General features: G+C 67.3%; 21 protein-coding genes and 1 pseudogene. 4 read left to right on the forward strand and 18 right to left on the reverse strand.

Features of this window, described 5'->3' with window-relative positions:
- The 12 genes and pseudogenes from ACXJLU_RS21935 to ACXJLU_RS21990 all read right to left on the reverse strand — a co-directional run.
- Nucleotides 1-250, reverse strand: a pseudogene (locus tag ACXJLU_RS21935) (energy transducer TonB); the annotation flags it as partial.
- A gap of 149 nt (nucleotides 251-399) precedes the next feature.
- Nucleotides 400-3,210 (reverse strand): TonB-dependent receptor, encoded by a 2,811-nt coding sequence (locus ACXJLU_RS21940; protein ID WP_457334624.1) that lies wholly within the window; start codon nucleotides 3,208-3,210, stop codon nucleotides 400-402.
- Nucleotides 3,211-3,599: 389 nt separating this feature from the next.
- Nucleotides 3,600-5,453: an ABC transporter ATP-binding protein gene (locus ACXJLU_RS21945; protein WP_457334626.1), complete on the reverse strand. Its 1,854-nt coding sequence runs from the start codon at nucleotides 5,451-5,453 to the stop codon at nucleotides 3,600-3,602.
- Between the two features lie 12 nt (nucleotides 5,454-5,465).
- Nucleotides 5,466-6,935 carry an ABC transporter permease gene (locus tag ACXJLU_RS21950; RefSeq protein WP_457334628.1) on the reverse strand — a complete coding sequence of 490 codons (1,470 nt, stop codon included), beginning with the start codon at nucleotides 6,933-6,935 and terminating at the stop codon, nucleotides 5,466-5,468.
- A 2-nt stretch (nucleotides 6,936-6,937) separates the two neighbouring features.
- A complete protein-coding gene (locus tag ACXJLU_RS21955; RefSeq protein WP_073468689.1) occupies nucleotides 6,938-7,921 on the reverse strand; it encodes an ABC transporter permease in 984 nt (327 codons plus the stop codon).
- Between the two features lie 3 nt (nucleotides 7,922-7,924).
- Nucleotides 7,925-10,168 (reverse strand): ABC transporter substrate-binding protein, encoded by a 2,244-nt coding sequence (locus ACXJLU_RS21960; protein WP_457334631.1) that lies wholly within the window; start codon nucleotides 10,166-10,168, stop codon nucleotides 7,925-7,927.
- Between the two features lie 208 nt (nucleotides 10,169-10,376).
- Nucleotides 10,377-11,336, reverse strand: coding sequence for an LD-carboxypeptidase (locus ACXJLU_RS21965; protein WP_369823020.1), 960 nt, complete (start codon nucleotides 11,334-11,336; stop codon nucleotides 10,377-10,379).
- On the reverse strand, nucleotides 11,275-11,856 hold the full coding sequence (gene tadA, locus ACXJLU_RS21970) for a tRNA adenosine(34) deaminase TadA (protein ID WP_235002678.1): 582 nt from the start codon (nucleotides 11,854-11,856) through the stop codon (nucleotides 11,275-11,277). Before tadA ends, ACXJLU_RS21965 begins: the two co-directional genes overlap by 62 nt.
- Before the next feature lie 49 nt (nucleotides 11,857-11,905).
- Nucleotides 11,906-12,166, reverse strand: a complete 261-nt coding sequence (locus tag ACXJLU_RS21975) for a hypothetical protein (RefSeq protein ID WP_457334633.1) — start codon at nucleotides 12,164-12,166, stop codon at nucleotides 11,906-11,908.
- A gap of 90 nt (nucleotides 12,167-12,256) precedes the next feature.
- The gene (locus ACXJLU_RS21980) at nucleotides 12,257-12,799 is read right to left on the reverse strand and encodes a 2'-5' RNA ligase family protein (RefSeq protein ID WP_457334635.1); all 543 of its coding nucleotides are present in this window, start codon (nucleotides 12,797-12,799) and stop codon (nucleotides 12,257-12,259) included.
- A 126-nt stretch (nucleotides 12,800-12,925) separates the two neighbouring features.
- Nucleotides 12,926-13,366, reverse strand: a complete 441-nt coding sequence (locus tag ACXJLU_RS21985; RefSeq protein WP_457334637.1) for a TA system VapC family ribonuclease toxin — start codon at nucleotides 13,364-13,366, stop codon at nucleotides 12,926-12,928.
- Nucleotides 13,356-13,601, reverse strand: a complete 246-nt coding sequence (locus ACXJLU_RS21990; protein ID WP_457334639.1) for a DUF6364 family protein — start codon at nucleotides 13,599-13,601, stop codon at nucleotides 13,356-13,358. Before ACXJLU_RS21990 ends, ACXJLU_RS21985 begins: the two co-directional genes overlap by 11 nt.
- Nucleotides 13,602-13,726: 125 nt before the next feature.
- Between ACXJLU_RS21990 and ACXJLU_RS21995 the strand changes: the two genes are divergently transcribed.
- A complete protein-coding gene (locus ACXJLU_RS21995) occupies nucleotides 13,727-14,155 on the forward strand; it encodes a VOC family protein (protein ID WP_457334641.1) in 429 nt (142 codons plus the stop codon).
- On the opposite strand, the gene ACXJLU_RS22000 is transcribed toward ACXJLU_RS21995, so the two are convergent.
- The 4 genes from ACXJLU_RS22000 to ACXJLU_RS22015 all read right to left on the reverse strand — a co-directional run bounded on the left by ACXJLU_RS22000 (nucleotide 14,152) and on the right by ACXJLU_RS22015 (nucleotide 17,145).
- Nucleotides 14,152-15,423, reverse strand: coding sequence for a type II toxin-antitoxin system HipA family toxin (locus ACXJLU_RS22000; protein WP_457334643.1), 1,272 nt, complete (start codon nucleotides 15,421-15,423; stop codon nucleotides 14,152-14,154). The two genes, ACXJLU_RS21995 and ACXJLU_RS22000, sit on opposite strands and share 4 nt — an antisense overlap.
- Nucleotides 15,424-15,427: 4 nt before the next feature.
- Nucleotides 15,428-15,886, reverse strand: a complete 459-nt coding sequence (locus ACXJLU_RS22005; protein ID WP_457334645.1) for a helix-turn-helix domain-containing protein — start codon at nucleotides 15,884-15,886, stop codon at nucleotides 15,428-15,430.
- Nucleotides 15,887-15,947: 61 nt separating this feature from the next.
- Complete coding sequence (locus ACXJLU_RS22010; RefSeq protein WP_457334647.1) at nucleotides 15,948-16,904, reverse strand: NPP1 family protein; 957 nt, start codon at nucleotides 16,902-16,904, stop codon at nucleotides 15,948-15,950.
- A gap of 61 nt (nucleotides 16,905-16,965) precedes the next feature.
- Nucleotides 16,966-17,145: a hypothetical protein gene (locus ACXJLU_RS22015; RefSeq protein ID WP_073468680.1), complete on the reverse strand. Its 180-nt coding sequence runs from the start codon at nucleotides 17,143-17,145 to the stop codon at nucleotides 16,966-16,968.
- A 102-nt stretch (nucleotides 17,146-17,247) separates the two neighbouring features.
- Between ACXJLU_RS22015 and ACXJLU_RS22020 the strand changes: the two genes are divergently transcribed.
- The 3 genes from ACXJLU_RS22020 to ACXJLU_RS22030 all read left to right on the forward strand — a co-directional run bounded on the left by ACXJLU_RS22020 (nucleotide 17,248) and on the right by ACXJLU_RS22030 (nucleotide 21,630).
- Nucleotides 17,248-19,623, forward strand: coding sequence for an ATP-binding protein (locus ACXJLU_RS22020; protein WP_457334649.1), 2,376 nt, complete (start codon nucleotides 17,248-17,250; stop codon nucleotides 19,621-19,623).
- Nucleotides 19,624-19,745: 122 nt separating this feature from the next.
- Nucleotides 19,746-20,597 carry an oxidoreductase gene (locus ACXJLU_RS22025; RefSeq protein WP_457334651.1) on the forward strand — a complete coding sequence of 284 codons (852 nt, stop codon included), beginning with the start codon at nucleotides 19,746-19,748 and terminating at the stop codon, nucleotides 20,595-20,597.
- Nucleotides 20,563-21,630 (forward strand): AraC family transcriptional regulator, encoded by a 1,068-nt coding sequence (locus ACXJLU_RS22030; RefSeq protein ID WP_457334653.1) that lies wholly within the window; start codon nucleotides 20,563-20,565, stop codon nucleotides 21,628-21,630. Before ACXJLU_RS22025 ends, ACXJLU_RS22030 begins: the two co-directional genes overlap by 35 nt.
- Nucleotides 21,631-21,651: 21 nt before the next feature.
- Here ACXJLU_RS22030 and ACXJLU_RS22035 read toward each other — a convergent pair whose 3' ends face one another.
- Nucleotides 21,652-23,847 carry a TIGR03790 family protein gene (locus ACXJLU_RS22035; RefSeq protein WP_457334655.1) on the reverse strand — a complete coding sequence of 732 codons (2,196 nt, stop codon included), beginning with the start codon at nucleotides 23,845-23,847 and terminating at the stop codon, nucleotides 21,652-21,654.
- Nucleotides 23,848-23,934: 87 nt separating this feature from the next.
- Nucleotides 23,935-24,522 (reverse strand): TetR/AcrR family transcriptional regulator, encoded by a 588-nt coding sequence (locus ACXJLU_RS22040; RefSeq protein ID WP_457334657.1) that lies wholly within the window; start codon nucleotides 24,520-24,522, stop codon nucleotides 23,935-23,937.
- Between the last annotated feature and the right edge of the window lie 95 nt (nucleotides 24,523-24,617).

Here is a 24,617-nt window from a genome sequence, read left to right on the forward strand (position 1 = left end):
CCGGCGGCGGAATGAACGGCGGCGGCGGGGCTTCGAGCTTCGGCGGCGGCGGTACCACCACCTCCGGCGGCGGCGGCGGCTTCTTGATCTCCTCGATCACCTTCGTCTCGATCGGCGCGCGAACCACGTCGACCACCTTCTTGGCCAGCCCGGTCAGCAGCGCATACACGATCGCCGCGTGAAACAAAATGACAAAGCCGATCCCGACGATGTGGCGTCGGGGATCGCGTTGTCGCTTGGAAAAGTCCATACGCTGGGATCTCCAGTGTGGAAACGCAAACGTTCGAGGTTAACAAAAATGCCCGCCGGCTTGTGGCCTGCGGGCAATGGGGAAGAGACCCTCGGGCGAGGGTCTCTCTCAGTCGATGACTTCGTCTATCGGATCAACCGGTGCGTCGATCAGAAGGCGTAAGCGGCACGCACGTACACGAAGCGACCGCGCGGGTCGGCGTACTGCGGGTCATAGCCCGACTGGAACGAGAAGCTCTGGTTGGTGTACGGGGGATCCGAATCCATCAGGTTCTTCGCGCCCAGCGTCAGGCGCAGGCCCTTGATGCCGGACCAGGTGACTTGCGCGTCATAGATCTCGTACGGGCTGACACGGCGCTCCGTATTGCCGGGAACGTCCCAGTAGCCACTCTGCCAGCTCATGCCGAGGGTCGTGTCCCACGGACCACTCGACCAGTTCACGAATTGGTAGGTCTTCAGACGCGGGATCACGCCACCGGTCGTCGCGTTGGCCAGATTGCCGACGTTCGGCGAGAACGTGCCGTCCGGATTCTGCGTGTCGTACTTGATGAAGTACGTGCCGCTGAAGCCGAGCGTGAAGCGGCCGAAACCTTCGGTGGGCAGGCGCCACTTCAGGTCGATGTCCAGGCCCGCCAGCTTGGTCTCGCCGGTGTTCAGGTTCGTCTGGTCGATGTTGATGATCGGACCGGGAACCGTCGGGAACGCCGGGTCGACCGGGCCGCGGGTGACGTAGCTGCCGTACTTGGCGAGGTTGCCGAGGATGACTGCTTGCGGCAGGCCGTTCGAGATCGTGTCCTTCACCACGATGTGGAAATAGTCGAGGCTGGCGGAGAAGTTCTTCGTCGGCTCGAGCACGATGCCCGTCGTGAAGTTGGTCGACTTCTCGGAAGACAGCGTCGTCTTGCCACCGTTGGTGGTCGGGAATTGCGTCTCGCAATCCTTGATGCCGTCACCCGTCGTCGGGCAGCGCTCCGGATCGGTCAGGCCAGTCTGCGAGACACCGGTGGTCGCCGGCGAGTACAGGTCGGCCAGACTGGGAGCACGGAAGCCCTTGCTCGCGGATCCGCGCAGCAGGAACTGGCTGCTCGGCTGCCAACGCAGGCTGAGCTTCGGCGTCGTCGAATTGCCCGAGCCTTCGTACTTGTCGTAGCGAACGGCGAAGTCAGCTTCCAGGCTCTTGACAATCGGCACCACGAGTTCGCCGAACACCGAGGTCACGTTGCGCGACTTGTCGACCGCGCCCAGGTTGCCACCGTAGCCGGAGATGTCGCCTTGGGCGATTTCCTGGCTCGGATCGAACTTGTACTTCTCCTTGCGGAACTCGGCGCCCACGGCAGCCGACACCGGGCCGGCGTCAAGTTGCGCGATCTCACGAGAGGCATGACCGCTCAGGCTTTRCAGCGTCGACGTGACCTTGTAGGCGTCGCCGGTGAAGTTCGCGGCGCTGATCTGCGCCAGCGAGTCGGCGGTGTTGGGGCCGAAGAAATTCACGGTGCCGCTGTTCAGCAGCGGCAGGATCTTCGAGTAGATCGGGTAGCCGTTGTTGACCTGCTCGCGGACCTTGCTCTGGCTGTGCAGCGCGGCGACATCGAAGTCCCAGCCGGCGGCCGAGCCCTTGACACCGAACGTCAGGCGAGGCGCCTCGGCGATGTCGGTCAGGTCGCGGTTGCCGCTCAGTGCCGCGCGATAGCGCACACGCAGATCCGGCAAGATAGACCCCACGCCGATCTTGCTCTCCACCCAGTCCTTCGGGTAGTACGGCGAGGTCGGCTTCAGGATGATCGTCGCCGACGGAAAGGTCGTCAGATTCGGATCGTTGTACGGAGCCTGATTGGCCAGCGGATTGTTCGCCGGAATCGTGAACTGGTCCGACAGCGGCACCGGCTGAATGACGGTGTTCGTCTTGTTCTTGTTGAACGATGCTTCGACGAAGCCTTCGATGTTGTCGGTCAGCTGGAATTTGGCCGAACCGAAGATGCTGGTGCGCTCGGTGTCCGGCAGCAGGGCCACCATCGAGGCCGGGTCGAAGCGGCAGTTGCTCGGCAGCACAGGGTCGATGCCCGAGTACGGCGCGACGCAACCGGTGGCAAACGTCGGGTTGCCCGCCACCGCGTTCACCGAGCCGGGCACCGAAGAAACGTTTGCCGGGAAGGTGTTGCCCGACGTCGTGGTGACGCCGTTCTCGACGTTGTACGAGTGGCTCGCGAAGCCGCGGTCACGCCCGTAGATCGCCGATTCCTTCTGGAACGAGCCGACCAGCATCACGTTGAAACGATCGGTCGCCAGGTTGCCCATGCCCCAGCTGATGCTGGCGCGCTTCGAGTCGCCGGCGCTGCCGCGGGTCGGGGTGCCGTATTCGGCGGAGATTTCAGTGCCTTGGAAATCGCGCTTCAGGATGAAGTTGATCACCCCGGCGATTGCGTCGGAGCCGTAGACGGCGGAGGCGCCGTCCTTCAGCACTTCAACGCGTTCGATCGCCGACAGCGGGATGCTGTTCACGTCGACCGAGACCGAGTCGTTCGTGAAGCCGATGCCGTACGGCGCAATGCGGCGGCCGTTCAACAGCACCAGCGTGCGGGTCGACGACAGGCCACGCAGCGAGGTCGACGAGATGCCGCCGGTGGTGGCGCCGGAACCGGACGAAGCCGTCAGGCCGCCCGAGCTGCTCACCGCGCTGACGGTCTGCAGCAGTTGCTCGACCGTGGTCGCGCCGGTGCGTGCGATGTCTTCACGCGTCAGCACCTGGACCGGCAATGCCGTTTCGGCATCGATCCGCTTGATCGACGAACCCGTGATCTCGACCTTTTCCATCTGCTGCTGTGCAAGAGCGGGCAACGAGCCGAGCGCGAGGCTGCCGCCGAATGCCAACATCAGGCCGGTGCAGACCTTCGTTCTTCTAAACATGTGATCTCCTAAAACACTGAAAGGTTGATCGATAAACCCACTCTCACAGCAAGTCATGTGCCGGCTTCATGAACCTGCCATGACTTGTCCGCAAAGACATGTAAAAGAATTGTCACTTAAGGGATAAAGGGTCTCTTTAGGGTATTCCTTGATCGCTTCAGAAGGCTCGCGCGTGCAAGCGCCGCGCGCACTCGCGACGCTTCAGCATCGATGTCAGAAAACCCAGTATCCATGCGGGTTTGCGGCCGGTCTGCGGTGAGTCGCTCGATCATCCGGTGACACACTTCGACGCGCGTCTGGGTGCTCACCCCTAGCTTGCGAATGCGCAGTCGTTGGCGCCGTGCAACAGCCTTCGAAAAGCGACGAACGAAGCCATGCCTCGCCCGCTTGAAAGCGGGATGTTCACCCTCGATGGCGCGATGCCATCGACGCGCGGTGGCGATGAATCAGGCGCTGAGTTCGGCCCTGATTCGGGGCACCGCCGCAAGCAAGGTGCGCGTGTAGCTCGATTGCGGTGACGAGAGCACCGATTCGGTGGTGCCCGCTTCCTCGATGCGCCCCTTCTGCATCACCGCGACGTGGTCGGCGATGTACTCGACGACCCCGATGTTGTGGGTGATGAAGAGGTACGACACACCCAGCTCGCGTTGCAGCTCGCGCAACAGGTTCAGGATCTGCGCCTGCACCGACACATCGAGGGCCGAGGTCGGTTCATCGCAGACGATCAGTTTCGGGTTGACGGCGAGCGCGCGCGCGATCGCGATGCGCTGGCGCTGGCCGCCGGAGAATTCGTGCGGGTAGCGCTGCAGCGCATCGCGCCGCAGGCCGACCTGGTCGACCAGCTTCTCGAGCAGCTCGCGCCGCGCGGTCAGGTCGAGCTCGGGGCGCAACGCCAGCAGGCCTTCTTCGAGCACGTCGAACACCCGCATGCGCGGATTCAGCGACGCGAACGGGTCCTGGAAGATGATCTGCACCGCACGCCGCGCATCGCGCAGCGCATCGCCCTGCAGCGTGAACAGGTCGCGGCCCTGGAATACCGCCTGGCCCTCGATCACCGCCTGGTGGCGCAGCAGCTGCACGATGGCCTTGCCGGTGGTCGTCTTGCCGCAGCCCGATTCGCCGACCAGCGCCAGCGTCTCGCCGGGGCGGATCGCGAACGAGATGCCGTCGACCGCGTTGAAGTGCCCGTGCGCGCGCTGCAGCAGGCCCCGGCGGATCGGGAAGCGAACCGCCAGCTGCTTCACATCCAGCAGCAGTGGCTGGTCTAGACCAGTCTCGGTGCGCTTTTCAGGCAGCGCGGCGATCGCCTCGCCCTGGATCGGGGCGGCATCGATCGGCATCGCACCATCGCAGTACAGAATGCAGCGCACGTTGCGCCGCGATCCGAGGTCGATCAGTTCGGGAATGGTCGTGTGGCACTCCGGCATCACGCGGTCGCAGCGCGGCGCGAAGCGGCAGCCGGTGAACTCCTGCCACAGCGGCGGCACGGTGCCGGGGATCGCCGCGAGCCGGCCGCCGCGCTTGTCGGCGTCGGGCAGCGCGCGCAGCAGCAGCTTCGCGTACGGGTGCTTCGGCGAGCGGAAGAACTCGTCGCTCGTCGCCTCTTCGATGATCTGCCCGGCGTACATCAGCGCCACGCGGTGCGCCATGCCGGCCACCACCGCGAGGTCGTGCGTGATCAGCAGCAGGCCCATGCCCTGCTCGCTCTGCAGGCGCTTCAGCAGGTCGAGGATCTGCGCCTGGATCGTCACGTCGAGCGCGGTGGTCGGCTCGTCGGCGATCAGGAAATCGGGCTCGGCCGCCAGCGTCATCGCGATCATCACGCGCTGCTTCTGGCCGCCGCTCAGGCGGAACGGGTACTCGTCGATGCGGCGCTCGGGCTCGGGGATGCCGACCTTGCCCAGCCACTCGATGGCCTTGGCGCGCGCCGCGGCACCGCGCAGTTCGGTGTGCGCCTCGATCGCCTCGACGATCTGCTCGCCGACGCGCTTGACCGGGTTCAGGCTGGTCGACGGCTCCTGGAAGATCATGCCGATCTTGCCGCCGCGCACGCTGCGCATGCGCGACTCGGGCAGCGCGAACACATCCTCGCCCTCGACGTGCAGCGACCCCTGCGTGACGCGGCCGTTGTCGGGCAGCAGGCGCATCAGCGCGAGCGCCGTCATGCTCTTGCCGCAGCCGGACTCGCCGACCAGCGCGAAGGTCTCGCCGCGCGCGATGGTCAGGCGCAGCCCGTCGATGGCCTTCACCAGGCCGGCCTCGGCGTCGAGCGCCACCTTCAGATCATGGACTTGCAGCATGTTGGCGGCAGCTCAGCGGGTGGTACGGTCCACGCGGGCCAGGCGGCCCAGCGGGTTGCGGCGCGGGCGGAAGCTGCGCGCCCGCGGGTCGAAGGCATCGCGCACGCCGTCGGCGAACAGGTTGGCCGCCAGCACCAGCGCGACCATGAAGCTGAACGCCGCGGCGAACGACCACCACACCACCGGATCGCGCGACATCTCGTTGCGCGCCAGGTTGATCATGCCGCCGAAGCTGTTCATCGACGGATCGACGCCGACGCCGACGTACGACAGCACCGCCTCGTAGAGGATCAGCGCCGAGAAATCGAGCACCGTCGTGATGATGATCAGGTGCACGACGTTCGGGAAGATGTGACGCAGCATGATGCGCCACGAGCTGACGCCGAACGCGGTGGCGGCCTGCACGTAGTCGAGCTCGCGCAGCTTCATCGTCTCGGCACGCAGCAGCCGGCACAGCGTGGCCCAGCCGGTCAGCCCGAGGATCACGCACAGCAGGAACAGCCGCACGTCGGCGCGCTCGGCGCCGGTCTCGAACAGGTCGGGGTGGGTGTCGATGAAGACCTGCATCATCAGCACGCAGGCGGCGATCAGCAGCACGTTGGGCACCGACGACAGCGTCGTGTAGAGGTACTGGATCACCTCGTCGATCCAACCCTTGAAGTAGCCGGCCAGGATGCCGAGCGCGACCGCGAGCGGAAGCGTCGCCACCGTCGACAGACTGCCGATCACGAATGCGGTGCGGATGCTCTTGAAGGCCTGGTACAGCACGTCGTTGCCGGTGCGGTCGGTGCCGAACACGTGGTACTGCGTCGCGAGCGCGAACACCGGCCCGAAGATCGCACACAGCGCCAGCACGGTGATCAGCCCGGCGCGCAGCGGCAGGTCGGTGTGGTTGTGCAGCAGCTGGTGCCAGGCCTGGCGCCAGGTCCAACCGTTGACGCGCGCCACCACCGCGGCCACCGCCGACACGACGGCGAGTCCGACCAGCAGGCCGATCGCAAGGCCGAGCAAGCTGCGCAGCGCGACATCACCGCCCCACTCGGCCGCGTCGTCCTTCAGGTGCGCGCCGCCATGGTCGAGCCGCGGGAAGATGCGCTCGGTGCGGCCATTGACCTCGCGCGAATCCTTCGTGAAGGCGCGCGTCGCGAGCGGCGCCGAGTAGGTGGTCTCGCGCCCGTCGACCTGCGTCGAGAGGATCACGTCGAGCAGCGATTCGGTGCGCGTGCCGTAGGCCTGCGCCTGCTGCGCGCCGGCGCTCGTGGCGTTCTGCAGCGCACGCCGGAAGTGCACGCTGTCGACCACCGCGACGCCGAGGAACACCAGCAGGATCACCGCCGAGCACATCGCCGGCGGATCGCGGAACACCTTCAGCCACGAGGCACGCAGGTTCGGGCTGCGGTGGATGCGCCAGCCGTACACCAGCAAGGCCGCCACCAGCAGCATCACCACCACGTCCGACCACAGGAAAACAATCTTCGGCATGATCAGCTCAGGCGGACCCGGGGATCGACCCAGGTGTAGGCGATGTCGATGAGGATGTAGGTGCCGATGTACAGCAGCGACCCGATGAAGACGATGGAGCGCAGGATCGCGAAATCCTGGCCCGAGATCGCGTCGATCACGTAGGCGCCCAGGCCCGGGATGCCGAAGAAGCTCTCGAACACCAGGCTGCCGAGGAACACGTAGGGCAGGTAGCTGCCGGCGCTGGTGATGATCGGGATCAGCGCGTTCGGCAGCACGTGGCGGAACAGCACGCGCGGCTCCGAGAGGCCCTTGGCGCGCGCGGTGCGCACGTAGTCGCGGCCGATCTCCTCGAGAAACATCGCGCGGTACAGCCGCCCTTCCCCGCCGAGGCGCGACAGCAGCGACAGGATCACCGGCAGGATCAGGAAGCGCACCGCGTCGAGCCCCGGCGCGAAGCCCGAGATCGGCACCAGCCGGAACATGCGCGAGAACAGGAACTGCCCGACGATGATGTAGAACAGGCTGCTGATCGACAGCATCAGCACGCAGGCGACCACGCCCCAGAAGTCGATGCGCGAGTTCTTGAAGAACACCAGCAGCAGCGCGAAGCCGACGCTCGCGAAGACCTGCAGCAGGAACAGCGGCACCGCGAGCTGCAGGCTGACCCACATGCGGGTGCGGATCTCATGGCCGATGTCGGTGGCGCTGCGCGCGTCCGACCGGCCGAACTTCAGCGCCAGTAGCGAGACCGAGCGGTCCCAGAACACGGTGTCGGTGATGCGCTCGACGCCGCTCGCCTTGTCGTTGACGTACAGCGGCTTGTCGTAGCCGCGCTCGGTCTTCCACTTCTCGATCTGCTCCTGCGTGACGCGCTTGCCGCCGATGTTCAGGCGCGCCATGTCGTCGGGCGTGTTGACGGTGAAGAACAGCAGGAAGGTGAACAGGTTGACCCCGAGCAGGATCAGGAAGCCGTAGAAGCCACGGCGGATCACGTAGTTCAGCATCGGTCAGGCTTTCGCGGGACGGGTGGCGACGCCGGCCAGGGCGTTGGCGCGTTCGCGGGCGATGAAGCCGCGCCGCGCGATCCAGGCGAGCAGCGCGAGCGCCGCCGCGATCAGCAGCAGCGGCCAGTACACCGGGTGGTTCCACTCGGCCTGCTTGACGGCGCGCAGCGCCGGGTCGAGCCGGTGGTAGCGCACCATGTCGCGGATCATGATGGTCGGCTTGCCGTTGGTCACCCACTGCTGGTAGGCGCCGGCCGCATACGGGTAGTAACCGAACGACCACACGGCATCCTTGCGCACGATGTCGACCATCTCGTCGATGACCTTCTGCTTCGGCGGTCCGTCTTCGAGCAGCTGCAGCTGCTTGTAGCGCCTGTCGTACTCGGGGTTGTCGTAGTTGGCGATGTTCTCGCCTTCATGCTTGCTCTTCGAGTTGGGCCCGTACAGCAGGAACAGGAAGTTCTCGGCATCGGGGTAGTCGGCGAGCCAGCCGGCCCAGAAGATCTGGTGCTTGCCCTTCAGGGTCTTGTCCTGGTACTGGTTGAAGTCGGTCGCGCGGATCTCGAGCTGCACGCCGATCTTCGCGAACTGCTTGACCATCCAGTCGAGCTCGGCGCGGAACTCCGGCGTGATCGCGCGCTGGAAGTCGTAGTTCAGCACCAGCGGGCGGCCGGTCTTGGCATCACGCCCGTCGGGGTAGCCGGCTTCGGCGAGCAACTGCTTGGCCTCGTCGATCGAGCGGCGCACGACGCGGCCGTCGACCATCTTGTGCGTGACCGGGTTGAAGCCCTCGGGCGTGCCGTGGCGCGACCCGAACAGGCCGGCCGGCACCGGGCCGTGCGCCGCGACGCCGCCCTTCTGGATGAAGATGCGGCCGTAGCCCTCTTCCCAGTCGATCGCGATCGAGACCGCCTGGCGCAGCTTGCGGTGGCGCTCGTCTTCCTCGCGCGTCGCGCCCTTGCCGACCACCGGGTCGAGCATGTTGAAGCCGAGGTACCAGATCGAGATGTCGACCGTCTGCGGGAACTGGAAGCCGCGCTCTTCATAGCGCTTCTTGACCTCGTCGGAGTCGTTCGCGTCGGCGAGGAAATCGGGCCCCCAGTCGACGCGCTCGACCTCGGGCTCGTCCAGGTAGCCCTGCACGAACTTGGCCTTGTACGGCACCTTCTCCTTCTCGCTGTTGAAGACCAGCTTGTCGATGAAGGGCATCGGCTTGCCGCAATCCTTCAGCAGGCCGGCGGCCTTGTCCTCGGGCTCGCCTTCGCAGGGGTAGAGGTCTTCGCGGTAGTTCGGGTTGCGGCTCAGCACGTGGCGGCGGTCCTGCACGTATTCGGTCAGCATGTACGGACCGGTGCCGACCGGCCAGCGCGTCATTGCCAGGCCGTTCCTGGCCATGCCGGGCTGGGCGTAGAACTTGTCGGCCTCCCAGGGCACGGGTGCCAGGAAGGTCATCGCCATCCAGTACTTCCACTGTGGGTACTTGCCGCGGATGCGGATGCGCAGCGTGTGGTCGTCGAGCGCGCTCGCGCCGGCCAGCGGCCACTTGCGGAAATCGAGGAAGGGCTTGTCGAGCGAGGCCGGGTCGAGCCCCTGGCGCAGCTTGGTGTCCTCGGCCTTGATCTGGGCGCCGTACTCCTTCAGGCCGATCACGTACTCGGAGAAGATGCCGTAGATCGGCGCCTCGATGCGGGGCGTGGCGTGGCGCTTGAGCGCGTAGACGAAGTCGTCGGCGACCAGCTCGCGCGTGCCGGTCTTCGCGAAGTCCCACGGCGAGCGCTTGCCTTCGGTGTCGGCCGGTTTCAGGTCGTGGTAGAGGTACTCGCCCCGGTCGTTCTTCGCGAACGCCGGGTGCGGCGCGTACAGCACGCCGCGCTTGATCTTGACGTCGTAGATGCTCTCGGCGACCTGCTCGCCGGGCGCGTCATCGGCCAGCGGCTGGCCGTTCTTGTCGAGGTAGTGCGGGTGCGCGATCTCGGCGGCCGTCTTCGGGATCAGCTCGAACGGGCGCTTCAGGTAGTGGTAGGCGTACAGCGGGTCGTAGACCTGGTACGTGATCGGCGTCTCGTTGTTGGCATAGGAGGCGGTCGGGTCGAGGTAGCGCGGCGAGCGCTCCTGGTACGCGGTGAACATCGTGTTCGTCAGCGCGGCGCCCTTCGGCTGCGGGCTGTTGTCGCAGCCGGCCAGCACGGCGCAGGTGGTGAGCAGGGCTGCAAGCCCACGGCCCAGCCACGATCCAGATCCCCGCATCCCGCGCACTCCTTAGCCAGCAGACAAACGGCGCGTGCGGGTAAGCACGGGCCGGACAAAAAACAAGAGCCTCACACAACACGGCTTGTGGCCATGTCGCCGCGAGGCAGTCAGCAATGATAAAGCCCGGCGAGCAGCCGGTTTGCCAGGGGTTTCCACGGCTTTACCGGCCCGAAGGCCGCAGGGCATCCAGTTCGAAGCAAGAACCCTACCAGCCGACCAGCACGTTACGGCCGTCCACCAGCAGGGTGACCTTGCGACCGACCGGGAGTGTCAGCTTGGTCGGCACGTGTCCGAACGGCAAACCGGTCAGGATCGGGACTTTTGTCACGCTTCGCAGGTGCTCGACCATGCTCTTCAGCGAATAGCCCCGGTCCAGCGGCGACTTGCGGAATTCGGTGAATGCACCGAGAAGAATCGCTTTCTGGGTGCCGAGCACGCCGGCCTGGTGCAGTTGCAGCAGGCTGCGCTCGATGCGGTACGGGTGCTCGTTGACGTCTTCGACGAACAGGATGCCGCCCTTGACCTTCGGAAAGTGCGGCGTGCCCAGCAGCGCGTTCAGCACGCACAGGTTGCCGCCCCACAGCGTGCCTTTCAGCTCCAGGCCTTCGAAACCGGCTTCGGTGCGAAAGCCCACCGCCTCCAGCTCGCCGGTCATCGCCTCGGAGAAGCAATCGGGCGTCACCTCGTCGAGCACCTCGGCACCGAAGTCGCCGCAGGCCATCGGGCCGGCCCAGCTGACGGCCTTGGCATGCGCCAGCAGGCCGAGCTGCAGCGCGGTCATGTCGCTGTAGCCGACCCAGCGGGTGCCGTGCTCGACGCTGCGGGCGAGCAGCTTCCAGTCGATGCGGTCGAGCAGCCGCGTGAGGCCGTAGCCACCGCGCGCCGCCATCGCGATCGACGGCGCCTGGCGGGCCACACGGTGCAGCGCGGCCAGGCGTTCGTCGTCGTCGCCGGCAAAACGTTGATGTTTCGCCAGTGCCGATTCGTCGACGCTCACCTCGAAGCCGAGCGCCGCCAGGCGCTTGACCGCGCGGCGCAGCGGTGCCGCGCTCGCGACCACGCCGGCCGGCGACAGGATCGTCAGCGAGCGGCCGGCCGGCTCATCATCGTGATGGTGATGATGGTGCGAATGGAGGTGTGAAGGATGGTGGGGTTGCGGGCTCAATCTCGAGTACCTCTCCGGTGGGAATGCCGGACGGCTCGTCAGCCGGCTCGGGGGATGGGATCTGCAGGCCGGCGCGACGCTGCCGGTACAGCTCGCGGCGCTCGGCGAAGAACTCGCGCAGCACGCCGCCGCAGTCGTCGGCGAGCACGCCGCCGTCGACCTGCGTGTGGTGGTTCAGCTTCGCTTCGGCGAACAGGTCGATCACCGACCCGGCCGCGCCGGTCTTCGGGTCGCGTGCGCCGAACACGACGCGCTTGAAGCGAGCATGCATCAGCGCCATCGCGCACATCGCGCAGGGCTCGAGCGTCACGTAGAGCTCGCACTCGGGCAGCCGGTAGTTCGCGAGCAGCGTGGCCGCGTGGCGCAGCGCGACGATCTCGGCATGCGCGGTCGGGTCGTGCTCGGTGATGGGGCGGTTGTAGCCGGTGGCGATCACCTGGCCGGCGCGCATGATGACCGCGCCCACCGGCACCTCGCCGACCAGCCACGCATTGCGGGCCTGGTCGAGCGCAATGCGCATCGCATGTTCGTCGGCGGCCGACGCCTTCGAGGGCGCGGCGCCGGCAGCGTCACTTGTTGTTGGCATCGTCCTGGCGGGCGGTGCCCTGCGCGCCCTGCTCCAGGGCCTTGACGACGTCGCTGCGCACCTTCTCCTGCAGCTGCTGCGACTGTTCGCGCACCGTGCCGCTGGCGGCGCCGGTGCCCTGCGACACGCTGCCGTCGGCGGCCACCACCGGCACCTTGCCGACGGCCTTGAGCTGCTTGTTGATCACGATGCCGATGATCGCCAGCGCGATCAGCAGCGACACGAGTCCGAAGGTGGCTTTCATCTGTGGTCCCCGCCCGATGCCAGTCCGGGCCTGCGGGCCGCAGGGTAGCCGGGTTCGGGGCGGTCGGCATCGTACCTCAGCAGAGGGAAATCACGAGAGCGGCCAAGCGCCCAGCGTCTCGTGGCGGCTCAGCCCGACGTGGCTGCGGACCAGCACGAACTCGCTCGCGTGCCAGCCGACCGGGTCGATCACCTGCTCGGCGATGCTGTGCTTGCGGTCGTACAGCAGCGTCATGTGCGGCGTGGCGCTGCGCGCGGCCTGCGCCTCGGTGTCGCCCATCGCCAGGTTCAGCTGGCGCCGGAACGCGCCGAAGGCCGGCAGGTTGTCGCTGCTGCGCAGCACGAAGGCGCCGCTGCCGGGGAAGCTGATCGCGCGGTCGAAGGAGACATCGAGGCCGCCGTGCACGAGGCTTGCGCCGGCGCGCATCGCCGCGTCGAGCTGGGCGCCGTCGTCGAGCATCGCGCGCAGCGTGACGTGCAGGCGCTCGGGGGTGAGCAGCTTGCCGGTCAGGCCGTGCTCGCCGCGCAGGCGTGCCGCCAGTGCGGAGATGCGCGCCGCGACTTCGGGCGTGGGCCGCAGCGCGAAGAAGAGGCTCAGGTGCGGTGCGTCCGGCGTCGCACGGCTGGCCTTCACGGGCGTTGGCGGTGTCGGCGGTTCGTCGAATCCCGGCAAGCCAAATTGTTCAGGCCCGGGCTGGGGGCCCTTGTTCGTTCGCATCTGCAACACATCCTTGGGGTGTTCTTGCCGCTCGTCGACCTGTCAGGCCGCGGCCTCCAGCAACGTGAAGTGGGCGCGGCTGATCAATTTCCTGAAATCCCGATCAAAACTCACCAGGTGCTCGCCGAGTTGCACGACGGCTGCGGCCAGCCAGGCATCCGGCAGGAAATTTCCGGTGAGTTGCTTGTCGAGGCACAGCTGGCGCAAACGAGGCCACTCTGGCCCCTGCTCCGCCAGCTGAACGCCCGGCACGGCGAGCAGCGCATCGACGAAGTCGACAGCCTGCTCGATCGGYGCTGGAGACTGAAAGATCCTGGGGCTGGTCACCAGCCGCAGAAAACTGGCCACGACCATCGGCATGACGGTCAGCGTCGCTCCGGACGACACCGCGGCGGCGGCCTGTTCAAGCCACGGCCGAGCCACCGCGTGGTGGGGATGATCGCTGCGGAATGCCGCAACCAGCACATTCACGTCAGGCGTCATCGCCCAGCGCCTCCAGCATCGACCGGTTGCTGAGCGGATCGACACCCGCCACCAGCCCACCTCGTCCCTTGAACACCGGCAGACGCGGCTTGCCGCGCGGCCCCGTCGCCTGCTGCGCCCTCAGCCGCAGCTGCAAGCCCTCCTCGATCAGGCGCGTCAGCGTGGTTCGCTGCCGGGCGGCCAGCGCCTTGGCCGTGGCAAGCAGCTCATCGTTGATGTCGAGGGTGGTCTTCATCCGACGATGATACAGATTTCTGTATCGGCGAAAAACATTCGTCAGGCGACGGCACGGGCCGGAACTCCGCGCGGCGGCCGAACTCAGAGGGGGCCGACCTTCACGTCCACCACCGAGGAGTCTCCATGGAAGCACAGCAACTTCACCGCGGTCGTCTCATCGATCACCTGCAGCTCGTCGTGTCTGACATCGCGGCCAGCAAACGCTTCTACGAAGCGCTGGCCAAGGTGCTGGAGGTTCCAGTGGGCGGCAGCGCGGCGGATTACTTCTGGATCGACGAGCTGTTCGTCTCCACCGCCGACAGCCAAGCGGCGCAAGGCCATCTGACGGGGCGCCACCACCTCGCCTTCCAGGCCAGGGACCGCAAGATGGTGGAGGCGTTCCATCGCGCCGGATTGGAAGCCGGCGGCCGCGACAACGGCAAGCCGGGCGAACGGCCCTACCACCCGGGCTACTACGCGGCCTTCCTGCTCGACCCGGACGGCAACAACATCGAAGCGGTGTTCCACGGCGAGGCGAAGCGCAGCGCGGGGTCGGTGGTGGTCACGTTCTAGGAGACATCAGCGAGCCTGAACGCCGAAGCCATGCGCTCTTGCTCGCGGGGGCGCACATGCAGGCTGTCGGCGATCTTGGGCCACTGCCTCACCACGGCTTGGCTGCGCTCGATGGTCTCGTCGGCGAGCTTCTTCGAGACCCGGAAATACGGAGCCACCGAGCGCGCCAGGTCAAGGTCGAGCGCGTTGTCGGATTCGCTGACGTTGAGTTTCAGGCCATGCGACTCGGGCACGGGGTTCATGTCATACGCCTCGGACAGGCGCCACCCCTTGCCGGGCACGAGCAGGAAGCCGTGGTTGCGCAGGTGGTCGTCGGTATTGGAAACCAGCATGTTGAACACGATGCGCGACCACAGCTCGCGCAGATCGGCCTGGGTCTGCGCGCCGTGATCGGTCAGTACGCGAGCAATTTCAAGGTAGCTCGCGCCGGTGGAGGCATCGTCCCCGTCCTGGCGGCCGGTGAGCGTCATCGCCGAGGCGAAATGAATCCGCCCCTGCGGCGTGCGGTCGAAGCGCTTCACCAGGAAGGTGTGATGTGGGCTCGCGAAACGGCGAGCCATGTTTTGCGGCACCGACAGGCCACACGCTTTTGCCAGGGTTTGCGCCACCAGTTCCCACGCGCCCATGTCGTACTCATCGCGCACGCTGGGAAACTTGGCGATCCACAGATGCCCTTCGTCGATGACGCTGGCCTTGGGACGCGCGCCGCCGAGCGAGCCACCCGGCGCGATCAGCATGCGCAGCCAGTCGTCAGCGTCGGGCGAGGTGTTGTCTTCATCGCGCTCCAGCGCGAGACTGGCCGCCTCCAGTTCGCGCAGTTGGACGAACGGCGGTGCGGCTGTGTCGTGCTGGTTGTCGAGGAAGTCACCGGTGTCCCCGAGTCGCAAGCGCAACGCGCCAGATCGGTAGGTGTCGTGCACGCCCAGCAGGTAGTCCGATTCGTGCAGGCGCACGGTCTTGCCCACCTGCCCCGCCCTTTGCGCGCGCTCCAGCCGGCGTCGCATCAGCAATCGGCCCCAGCGATCCGGGCTCGCGTCGGCGAACGCACCGAAGGTCTGATGGCCTTGCGGCGGGTGCTGCCGCCCCTCGTACAGGCCGAGCCGGGGATCCAGCGCCAGATTCCGCGTGGCCGGGTGGGCAAGCGCGACGGGGTCGTATTCGAACTCGAAGACCTCCCGGCCCGCACCGCGCCTGGCGTGCAGCCATCCCAGCCGCAGCGGCTCTGCGAGACCGATCCAGTCTGCGCAGACGGCGATGGTCGAGGTCATGCGCTCAACGCGCTTTCTTCTTCGGAGGCAGGTCGATCAGGCCGACCAGTGCCTCGGAGCTCGCGAAGTCTCCCTTCGCGATCCGGCCGGAAGCGGCTTCGGAAGGCAGCCGCTCCATGACTTCATGCCGTTGTGAAGAAGGGGCGGGAGGCGGCACCCAGCGCGTCGCCCGGGTCGCGGGCAACTGCGCATCCTGCAGGTCGCGGCCGACGGGATCTGCCTTGCCCAGCAGATCGAGATCTTTCTCGATGCCCAGCACCTGCATCACGGCGATGTAGGCACCCATGGTCACGCCTGCCCCACCGCGCTCGAGGCTGCGCAGCGTCATGGGCGCCATGCCCGCTCGCTCTGCCACCTGCTTGGCCGAAAGCCGCCTGCGCAGGCGAGCCAGGCGCAGGCGGTCCCCGAACTGGATCAGCAGCGCTTCAGTGGCCGGAAGCAGCGGAGCGGGCTTTCTCGACATGGAAATATTCTAGTCATCTGAACTCCATAACGCCAGAATAATTCCACTTTTCATCGCTGACTCACTCGCTGATGCGGGTGTACGTCTGCGGATAGTTCGCCTGGAACTCCTTCGCGCGCGTGGCCCACACGTCGTCCCACAGGAACCAGACATTGGCCCAGAACGCATCGCCGCGCGGGGCGGCGTTGTTGGCCTGGTTCATGATCTCGCCGTCGTTGCGGGTCTTGAAGCTCGCGCTGCCGAAGTTCGAGTTTTCAAGCGCGATGCGGTAGTTGCGGTTGGCCTGGTAGCGCGTCCACTCGTCGCCGTTCCACTGCGCGACGGCGCTGTAGTGGCTGAGGATGTCCGGCGCGTAGAACTCGCCCCAGTTGCCGATGAACTCGACGTGGGCATGGTCGTTGGCATTCGCGAAGCGGAACGCGTGCGTGCCGGCGCCATCCTTGTGATAGACGACCAGCGGGTGCCCCCAGTGGTTCTCCAGCCCGGCCATCGGCAGCGTGGTGTAGTTGCCATGCGCGCTGACGGACACGTGCGAGATGAAATCGCCGCCGCCGTTCTTCTTGCCCGTCCAGACGATCACCGTCTCGACGTCATGCTTGTGGCCGCCCAGGAACGTGAGGCCGATCGCCTGGTCCTTCTCGAAGTACAGCTCGTAGAAATGCGCGCAGCGCTCGATGCGGTCGCTGCCCTCCACCGTCTCGCGGCAGATCTGGCGGTGGATGGTGTTGGCATAGTTGCCCCAGCCGCCGTCGCGGCAGGCGCCCTGCACCGTGCCGGTGGCGTTCAGGCCGGGGTTCTGGCTCAGGTTGTTGTTGCGGTTGAACGGCGTCGCCGGGTAGCAGCCATCGGAGTCGAAATCGAACATCGGATGGAAGTCGCGGACCTGCTTCTCGTTGTACTTCGTGATGGCGGTGTCCCAGCGCGGCAGTTCATCGGCGCGGGCCGCGAGGGCATTCACGGCGATGAGCGCGATGGCGACGACCTTCAGTGCGGCTGCAGAGAAAAAATGATTCGTCATGGGATGACATGAAGTGGATGGCCGGCGGACTGTGCGGCTCGCCCATGACGGCTTGTTGACGCTACAAGCGCCGCACGCCGTCGATCCAGCCTTCGAACCGGCCATCCACATAGAGCCGCAGGCCGTCGCCATCGGACTCGGCTTCGCACTGGGCGACAGGGCCCCGGCCGTCATCCATCGCGAAGTGCGATGGTGTCGATCGGCGCGACAGCGTGCGGACAATGATCGTGATGAAATCCATCGGTGGTCTCCCCGGGGTTCTGATGCAGTGGGGCGACTGTCCGACGCGCGCCCTGGCCACGTCCTTCACCCACCTGAAATCAAGCTGAAACCCGGCCCACCCATGTCGACACCGCTCCACTTCGGTCGCTTCGAACTGCGCCCTGCCGAACGCCTGCTGCTGGATGACGGCAAGCCGGCGTCGCTCGGCGTGCGGGCCCTCGACGTGCTGATCGCGCTGGCGCAGCGGCGCGATCAGGTGGTGGGGCAGGACGAACTGATCGAGCTCGCGTGGCCCGGCCTGGTGGTCGAGCCGAACAACCTCCAGGTGCAGGTCTCGGCCTTGCGCAAGCTGCTGGGGCCGGAGGCGATAGCCACCGTGAAGCGCCGCGGCTACCAGTTCACCGCCGCGCTGCGCGAGGCCGAGGTCGAACCCGCAAGCGTCGAGCCCATCCCAACGCAACATCGCCTGCCGCTGCCACGCACCCGCTTCATCGGCCGCGAGCACGCGTTGGCCGACTGCGCCGGCCTGCTGGAGCGCGCACCGCTGCTGACGCTCACCGGCACCGGCGGCAGCGGCAAGACCCGCCTGGCGATCGAGCTCGCGCAGCGGCAACTGGCGACCTTTGCGGCAGGCGCGTGGTTCGTCGACCTGGCGGCCTTGCAGGACCCGCGGCGCCTGCTCGCCGCCGTGGCGTCGGCCGTCGGTGCCCGGCAAGACGCGGCCGCCGATCCGCTCGACGCGTTGTGCGCGCACATCGGCGCGGCGCGCGCGCTGCTGGTGCTTGACAACTGCGAACACCTGATCGACCCCGTGGCCCGGCTCGCCGACCGCCTGCTCGCCGCCTGCGCCGGCCTGCACATCCTCGCCACCAGCCGCGAGGCACTGGGCCTGCCGGGCGAGCAGATCTTTGCGGTCGGCCCGCTGTCATTCGACTCCGACGCGGTGCGCCTCTTCGTCGACCGCGCCCGACTCGCCAGGCCCGACTTCGCGCTGACACCGGCCAACGCACCGGTCATCGCCGAGATCTGCCGCCGGCTCGACGGCATTGCGCTGGCGATCGAGCTGGCCGCGGCGCGCGTGCGCATGTTTGCGGTCGACGAGATCCGCTCGCGGCTGGACGACCGCTTCCGCTTCCTCACCGGCAGCTCGCACGCGCCGCCGCGCCATCGCACGCTGAGCGCCACGCTGCAGTGGAGCGTGAAGCTGTTGACCGAGCCGGAAGCGCAGGTGTTCGCGCGGCTCTCGGTCTTCGTCGGTGGGTGCACCTTGGCCGCGGCCGCCGTGGCCGCGGGCATCGATGACGAGTACGCCGCGCTGCAGATCGTGACGCAGCTGCACGACAAATCGCTGCTCGTGATGGCGCCCGAGAACCTGCCCGAGCCGCGCTTTCGCATGCTCGAGACGGTGCGCCAGTTTGCGCAGGACCTGCTCGACGAGGCCGGTGAAGCGCAGGCCGTGCGTGCGCGCTGCCTGGCCCACTTCGTCGCCTTTGCCGAAGAAGCCGGCGGGCATTTGCACGGTCCGGGCGAGCTGGCGTGGTTGCCCCGGCTGAAGGCGGAGCAGGACAACCTGATCGCGGCGCACGACTGGTGCGCCCACCTGCCGGAAGGCGCCGACGCCGGCTGGCGCTTCGTTGCGGCGCTCGGCCGCTACTGGACCTTTGCCGGCCCGCTCGACATGGGCTACTGCCTGGGCACCGCCGCGCTGGCGCGCAATGCCCACGGGCTCGACGACGCGCTGCGTGGCAAGGCGCTGCTGGCGATGTCGCACCTCGCGTACAAGCGCGGCTTCTACGACGAGGCCCTGCGCTGGGCCGATCGGGGCGGCGAGCTGGTGGCGTCGACCGACGACGCCGAGCGCACCGCCGTGGCGTTGAGCCTGCGTGCCAACGCATGGCATGCGATGGGGCGTGCCGACGAGGCCTTGTCGGCGTACGAGCAGGCGACCGAGCTGCTGCGCGCCAACGGCGTGCCCGACATCCGCCTGGTGGTGAGCCTGAACAACATCGCCGAGATCCACCGCGGTGTCTGCCGCCATGCGCAGGCGCGGGCGCTGTACGACGAAGCCATCGCGCTCGCGCAGCGGCTGGCGCTGCCGTCTTCAGTGACGGGGCAGCTGCAGTGCAACCTGGCGCAGGTGCTGGTCACCCTCGGGCAGCTGCCGGCGGCGCGGGAAACGCTGCAGGCCTTGTGGCCGCTGGTGCTGCGCGATGGCCTGCCGAAGATGGCGGCGCGGCTGGCGGAAGTGGCCGCCGGCCTGGCCTCCGCGCTGGAAGACCATGTGCAGGCGGCACGCCTGCATGGCGCGTCCCTGGCGGACCGGCGCGAGGATGGGGAGCGGGCCGATCCGGTGGATGAGGCGTTCATCACGCCGCTGATGGCGGCATCGCGGGAGGCGCTGGGGGTGGAGCGGTTCGAGGCAGAGCGAGCGGCGGGTGAGGCGATGACGCGGGCGGAGGTGGAGGACTGCGTGGCGGGTTGGCTGGCGTTGGGATGATTGGCGCAGTTGATTGGCACAGTTGCCCAGCAACTTGGCGCGTTCCGCCACTCACGCGATCACCTCGGGTCCCTAGAATTTCCAGACGATCTGCGGACGATCCACAGAACACCACGAACTTCATGACCTCCTCCCATTCCGCGCGCAAAGTTGCTCTCGTCACCGGCGCTTCGTCGGGCATGGGCAAGGACTTCTGCCTTCGATTGCTCCAGCACGGGTACGTCGTCTACGGCGCCGCTCGCCGGACCTCGGCGATGAGCGACATCGCCTCGGCCGGCGGTCACGTTCTCGGCATGGACGTGTCCGACGATGCCTCCATGGTGGCCGGCGTCCAGCAGATCCTGCGCGATCAGGGGCGCATCGACGTGCTCGTCAACAACGCCGGCTACGGCGCCTACGGTTCGATCGAGGACGTGCCGATCGCCGAGGCGCGTCGCCAGGTCGAAGTCAACCTGTTCGGCCTCGCGCGCCTGACCCAACTGGTGCTTCCGGGCATGCGTGCCCAGCGGGCCGGGCGGATCGTCAACATCTCCTCGGTCGGCGGCAAGGTCTACTCTCCGCTGGGCGGCTGGTACCACGCGACCAAGCACGCGGTGGAAGGCTTTTCGGACTGCCTCCGCTTCGAAACCCGCGACTTCGGCATCCAGGTGGTGGTGATCGAGCCGGGCGGCGTCGAGTCGGAATGGAACGGCATCGCGATGGACTCGGCACGCCGGTTCTCGGGCCACACCGCGTACGCGCCGCTCGTCGCAGGTTGGCAGGGCGCCGCGCCGTTGAAGGGGGCGTCGCCCTCCGTCATTTCCGATCTGCTGGTCAAGGCCGTGAGTGCGCGCAAGCCGAAGACCCGGTACGCGGCCGGAACCGCGGCCAAGGCCTCGCTTTTCATGCGGGCGGTCTTGTCGGATCGGCTTTTCGACCGCATGCTGGCACTCGTGTTCCGTGCACCTCGTGACGCCGCCATTGCCACGCCCTGATCGCTTCGCCGCTCGCACCACGCCCGACCGCGTGCCCGACCGCGTGAACTTGCCCGCGGCCTTCTGGAGCGGCGTGCGCGCCGTGGGACTGACGCAGTCGCAGGTCATCGCGGAAAGCCGCTTGCCCCTGAGTGCGCTGGACGGTTCTCGCGTCGTGGTGTCGACCGACCAGCTTTTCGATGTCTGGCGGGCGATCTCCGCCTTGCACCCGGCGCCGGACGTCGGCCTGCGCTTCGTGCGCGGCATGGACACCTTGCAGGCCCATCCGATCGTCCTGGCCGCCATGCAGGCGCGCAGCTTGCGCGAAGCACTCGCGAGCCTGGCGCGCTACAAGCAGTTGTGTGGAGGAGAAGTTCTGCGACTGAACCCATCCGGCGCCGACACCGCGATCGAACCCGAGTGGCCGTTCGCGACCACCTCGCCGCCGGCGGCCCTGGTGGATGCGACATTCGCATCGATCATCGAGCTGGGGCGACGCGGCACCGGCACCCACCTGCGGCCCCGGCGGCTCGCGCTTCGGTGCCGCCGTGACGGCGAGGAGGCGCGGAGCAGCTATTTCGGCGTCTCCATCGAGTTCGGTGCGTCGTGCAATGCGCTGGTGCTCGGCAGCGCGGATCTCGACCTGCCGTTCACGATGCACAACGCGGAACTCACCGACATGCTGGCGCCCGGGCTCGAGCGCCACCTGGCGGACCTTCATGCCGTGGCGAGCACCGCGCACCAGGTCAAGCAGATCGTCAAGCGTCGGCTGTCGGCCAGTCCGGTGAGCGTCGGATCGGTGGCGAAGGACCTGGGAACGAGCGTGCGCACGCTGCAACGGCGCATCACCGCCGAAGGCACGAGCTTCCGCCGCATCCTCGACGAAGCGCGGCAGGAACTCGTTCGACAGTACCTGGCCGATCCCGAGATCGGTATCTCGGAAGCCGCATTCCTGCTGGGCTACCAGGACGCGAACTCCTTCTACCGGGCTTTTCGCAGCTGGGAAGGCACGACGCCGGCCCATTGGCGTGACGCGCGGGGCACGTCGCACTGACCGGCTTCGGAGGCCGGCCACTCACCGCGACGGATACGGATGCGCCAGCGGATCCCCGATCACGAGATCGGTCCACCCGACGAAATGAGACCCCGCGGCAAAGCTCTCACCCAGCGTGTAGCCGCGCGTGTAGCGGTTGAAGGTGATGTACGGCGACGAGATCGCCTGCAGCAAGGGCTCGTTCACGTAGCCCTTCACGCCGGTGATGCCCTGCGCCAGCAGGTCGCCGATGGCCGATTGGCCGCCGCTGCCCGGGGGCAGCATGCTCTCGGCGCTGGTCGAGACGGCGGTGTCGCCGATGGCGCCCGGCAAGAAGCGCAGCGAGTGGTAGGCGGTGGCGCTGTAGTGGCTGTCGTTGCTGCCCCAGGAGTAGTAGCCGAGCAGGCTCGTCTGGTTGCCGACGAAGGTGTTCCTGGTGTCGAGCAGCACCGGGATGCCGCGTGCCGCGAGGTCTTGCCCGGCATGCTGGAGATCGCCATTCCAGGTGCCGTAGTCCGATTCGCGCGTGATGACCGAATCGGTGATGGGCGCCGGCTGCGTCGCGGGGTCGTTGATGCCGAAGTCCGGCTGGATGTCGAGCAGGATGGTGCCCTGCCCTGGGTTCTGACCGGTCGCGGCCTCGGCCTGCAGTGCCTTCGCGGTCAGGCCCAGCGCCTGCGCCTGGGTGAAGGCATCGAGCCGCGTCACGATGTAGCCGCCGAACTTCGCGTGGCTGAAGGGCTCGTCGGCATTCCAGTAGCGGTTGAGCCAGGCCGAGCCGCTGGCGAAGCCGCTGGGGGCGTTGAACGACACCAGCTTCGCGCCAGGCAGTCTGTCGTAGTCGAGCGCGGCGAGCTGGCCGTCCACCGAAGCCTGCGCACCGCCGGCGTTGAAGGTGTCGCCGGTGGCCGCGCCGTTGACGCGGATCGGCACGCCCTTGGTCAGCACGATGAAGTTGACCTGCGGGTGCTGCGCCAGGAAGTTGCGGATCGGCTGCTCGATCTGGCTCTTGTAGTCGCTGCCCGAGAGCGTCTCGCTGCCGCTGCCGAGTGCGGAGTCGAGGGTGCGCACCTGCACCACGTTGCTCACGCCGCGGCGCTGCTGGTAATCGGCACCGATGGCGGCCGAGGTCGCGCTGTTGGCATTGATCACCAGCAGCACTTGGTCGGGCGTCACGCTGCCGTGGGCCGGCGGCTGCACCGCCGAGGCCTGCAGCAGCCAGCGCTGGTTGTCGTTGCCGCCGCAGTCCCATTGCTGGACCTGGCCGCCGGCGACCGTGCTGAAGTCCTTCACGTCCAGGCACTTGCCGTCGTGCTTGGGCTGCAGGTGCAGGCCCGCGCCGTCGAGCGTGGCGCTGAAGCGCTGGTTGGCGGCGCCGCCGTAGGTCCATTGCTGGATCAGCGCGCCGTTGGCGATGGAGATGCCGCTGACATCCAATCCCTTGCCGCTGTTGACATTGATGAAGCTGTAGCTGTCGTCGGCCGCGGGCTTCACCTCGAAGCGCTGCTGCGGCGAATCGGCGCAGGCGGTCTGCTGCGTCTTGCCGCCGTCGGCCAGGCTGGCATCGGCGATCTCCACGCACAGCCTGGACGACACCGATTGCAGGTTGTACTGGCCGACCGCGATCGCTGCGCGGCCGCCGGCTGCGGTCACCGGGTAGAAGAGGAACTGCTGCGCCGCCTGGTTGGCATCGCAGCCCGCCTGGCGCAGGCCGGCGCCCTCGGCGAGCGAGCCGCCATCGATGGCCACGCACTTGCCGCTGCCGGCATTCACCAGCGCATAGCGGTTGCCCTGCGTGCGCTGCAGCTTGAAGCGCTGGGCATTGGTGCCGTTGTCGGTCCATTGCCAGAAGGTGGCGCCGTCGGCAGCGGAGCTGCCGGAGAGGTCGATCACCCGCCCCGTGCCGACCACCACCATCCTGTAGACGCCGGCGCTCGGCTGCGTGATGTCGATGGCCTGGTTCGTCGAGACGGCACACGCAGCCTGGCGCAGCACACCACCGTCGGCGCTGGCCGGCACGGCATCGACGCACAGCTTGCTCGATGCGTTGGCGATCAGGTAGCGGCCGGGCGGAATCTCCGTGCCGGCCGCTGCCGCCACCGCGGCGCGCGACAAGGCGCTCGCGCCTTCATGCTCCTGCGGATCGCTGCCCGTGCTGCCGCTCCCGCCGCCGCAGGCGACCAGGATGCCCAGCAGGGCCGTCGAGCCCAGCCCACGCAATCGGCGAAACGCATCCATGGGTGTCTCCTTCCTGGCCTGCCATCGAAGGAGAGGAATATATGGAAGCGTTTCCACTCCGCCAAGCGGAGGATTGTGTGAAGTTGTTCACCGGATGTCGTACCGCGCCAGCAAGCTCGCCTTGGTGTCCGAGAGCACGGCATCGGCCGCAGCGGGGTCACTTCCCGCCAGCGCCCGGGCGAGTTGAACAGCCCCCAGCAGTGCGCTGGTGATCAGCCACGAAGCATCACGCGGCGCAGCGGCCGGAAGGGTCCTGCTCAGCCGCGCATGCAGGTCCACGATCAGACGACGCGACGGTTCGGCGACTTCCGGCGCCTGGCGGAACATCTCGCTGGACAGCAGCGACACCGGGCATCCGTTGTCGAGGTCCTGGATGTGACCGGCCGACAGGTAGATCTCCAGGAACGCCCTGAACGGACTCATGCCGGTGCAGACGAGCCGCGTGCTCTGCTCGTGCATCACCTGCGCGATGTCGATGCCGGCTTGGGTCACCGCCTCGGCCAGCATCGCATCGCGCGAAGCGAAATGGGCGTAGAAGCCACCATGCGTGAGCTTGGCCGAACGCATCACTTGATGGACATTCACGTCGCGATAGCCCAGGCGCCGCACGGCGCGCGAAGCGCCCTCGACGATGCGCTCGTGGGAGATGGCCTTGCGGCCCGGGATCGAAGTCATTGCTTGCCTGGATAGTCAATATGCAAATCATACTAACAATCGGCCACCGACGATGCGCTCTTTGCAGCCTGCAGAGACCATCGGCCCTCCGGGGC

The sequence above is a fragment of the Rhizobacter sp. P5_C2 genome (assembly GCF_054049715.1).

What these genes read in the sequence shown, in the direction of transcription:
- ACXJLU_RS21955 (WP_073468689.1), bottom strand. Translation starts at nt 7,921, where the DNA reads ATGCTGAACTACGTGATCCGCCGTGGCTTCTACGGCTTCCTGATCCTG.
- ACXJLU_RS22015 (WP_073468680.1), bottom strand. Translation starts at nt 17,145, where the DNA reads ATGGATTTCATCACGATCATTGTCCGCACGCTGTCGCGCCGATCGACA.
- ACXJLU_RS21975 (WP_457334633.1), bottom strand. Translation starts at nt 12,166, where the DNA reads ATGAAAGCCACCTTCGGACTCGTGTCGCTGCTGATCGCGCTGGCGATC.
- ACXJLU_RS22020 (WP_457334649.1), top strand. Translation starts at nt 17,248, where the DNA reads ATGTCGACACCGCTCCACTTCGGTCGCTTCGAACTGCGCCCTGCCGAA.
- ACXJLU_RS22005 (WP_457334645.1), bottom strand. Translation starts at nt 15,886, where the DNA reads ATGTCGAGAAAGCCCGCTCCGCTGCTTCCGGCCACTGAAGCGCTGCTG.
- ACXJLU_RS22025 (WP_457334651.1), top strand. Translation starts at nt 19,746, where the DNA reads ATGACCTCCTCCCATTCCGCGCGCAAAGTTGCTCTCGTCACCGGCGCT.
- ACXJLU_RS22000 (WP_457334643.1), bottom strand. Translation starts at nt 15,423, where the DNA reads ATGACCTCGACCATCGCCGTCTGCGCAGACTGGATCGGTCTCGCAGAG.
- tadA (WP_235002678.1), bottom strand. Translation starts at nt 11,856, where the DNA reads ATGCGCATTGCGCTCGACCAGGCCCGCAATGCGTGGCTGGTCGGCGAG.
- ACXJLU_RS21945 (WP_457334626.1), bottom strand. Translation starts at nt 5,453, where the DNA reads ATGCTGCAAGTCCATGATCTGAAGGTGGCGCTCGACGCCGAGGCCGGC.
- ACXJLU_RS22010 (WP_457334647.1), bottom strand. Translation starts at nt 16,904, where the DNA reads ATGACGAATCATTTTTTCTCTGCAGCCGCACTGAAGGTCGTCGCCATC.
- ACXJLU_RS21995 (WP_457334641.1), top strand. Translation starts at nt 13,727, where the DNA reads ATGGAAGCACAGCAACTTCACCGCGGTCGTCTCATCGATCACCTGCAG.
- ACXJLU_RS22040 (WP_457334657.1), bottom strand. Translation starts at nt 24,522, where the DNA reads ATGACTTCGATCCCGGGCCGCAAGGCCATCTCCCACGAGCGCATCGTC.
- ACXJLU_RS21990 (WP_457334639.1), bottom strand. Translation starts at nt 13,601, where the DNA reads ATGAAGACCACCCTCGACATCAACGATGAGCTGCTTGCCACGGCCAAG.
- ACXJLU_RS21960 (WP_457334631.1), bottom strand. Translation starts at nt 10,168, where the DNA reads ATGCGGGGATCTGGATCGTGGCTGGGCCGTGGGCTTGCAGCCCTGCTC.
- ACXJLU_RS21950 (WP_457334628.1), bottom strand. Translation starts at nt 6,935, where the DNA reads ATGCCGAAGATTGTTTTCCTGTGGTCGGACGTGGTGGTGATGCTGCTG.
- ACXJLU_RS22035 (WP_457334655.1), bottom strand. Translation starts at nt 23,847, where the DNA reads ATGGATGCGTTTCGCCGATTGCGTGGGCTGGGCTCGACGGCCCTGCTG.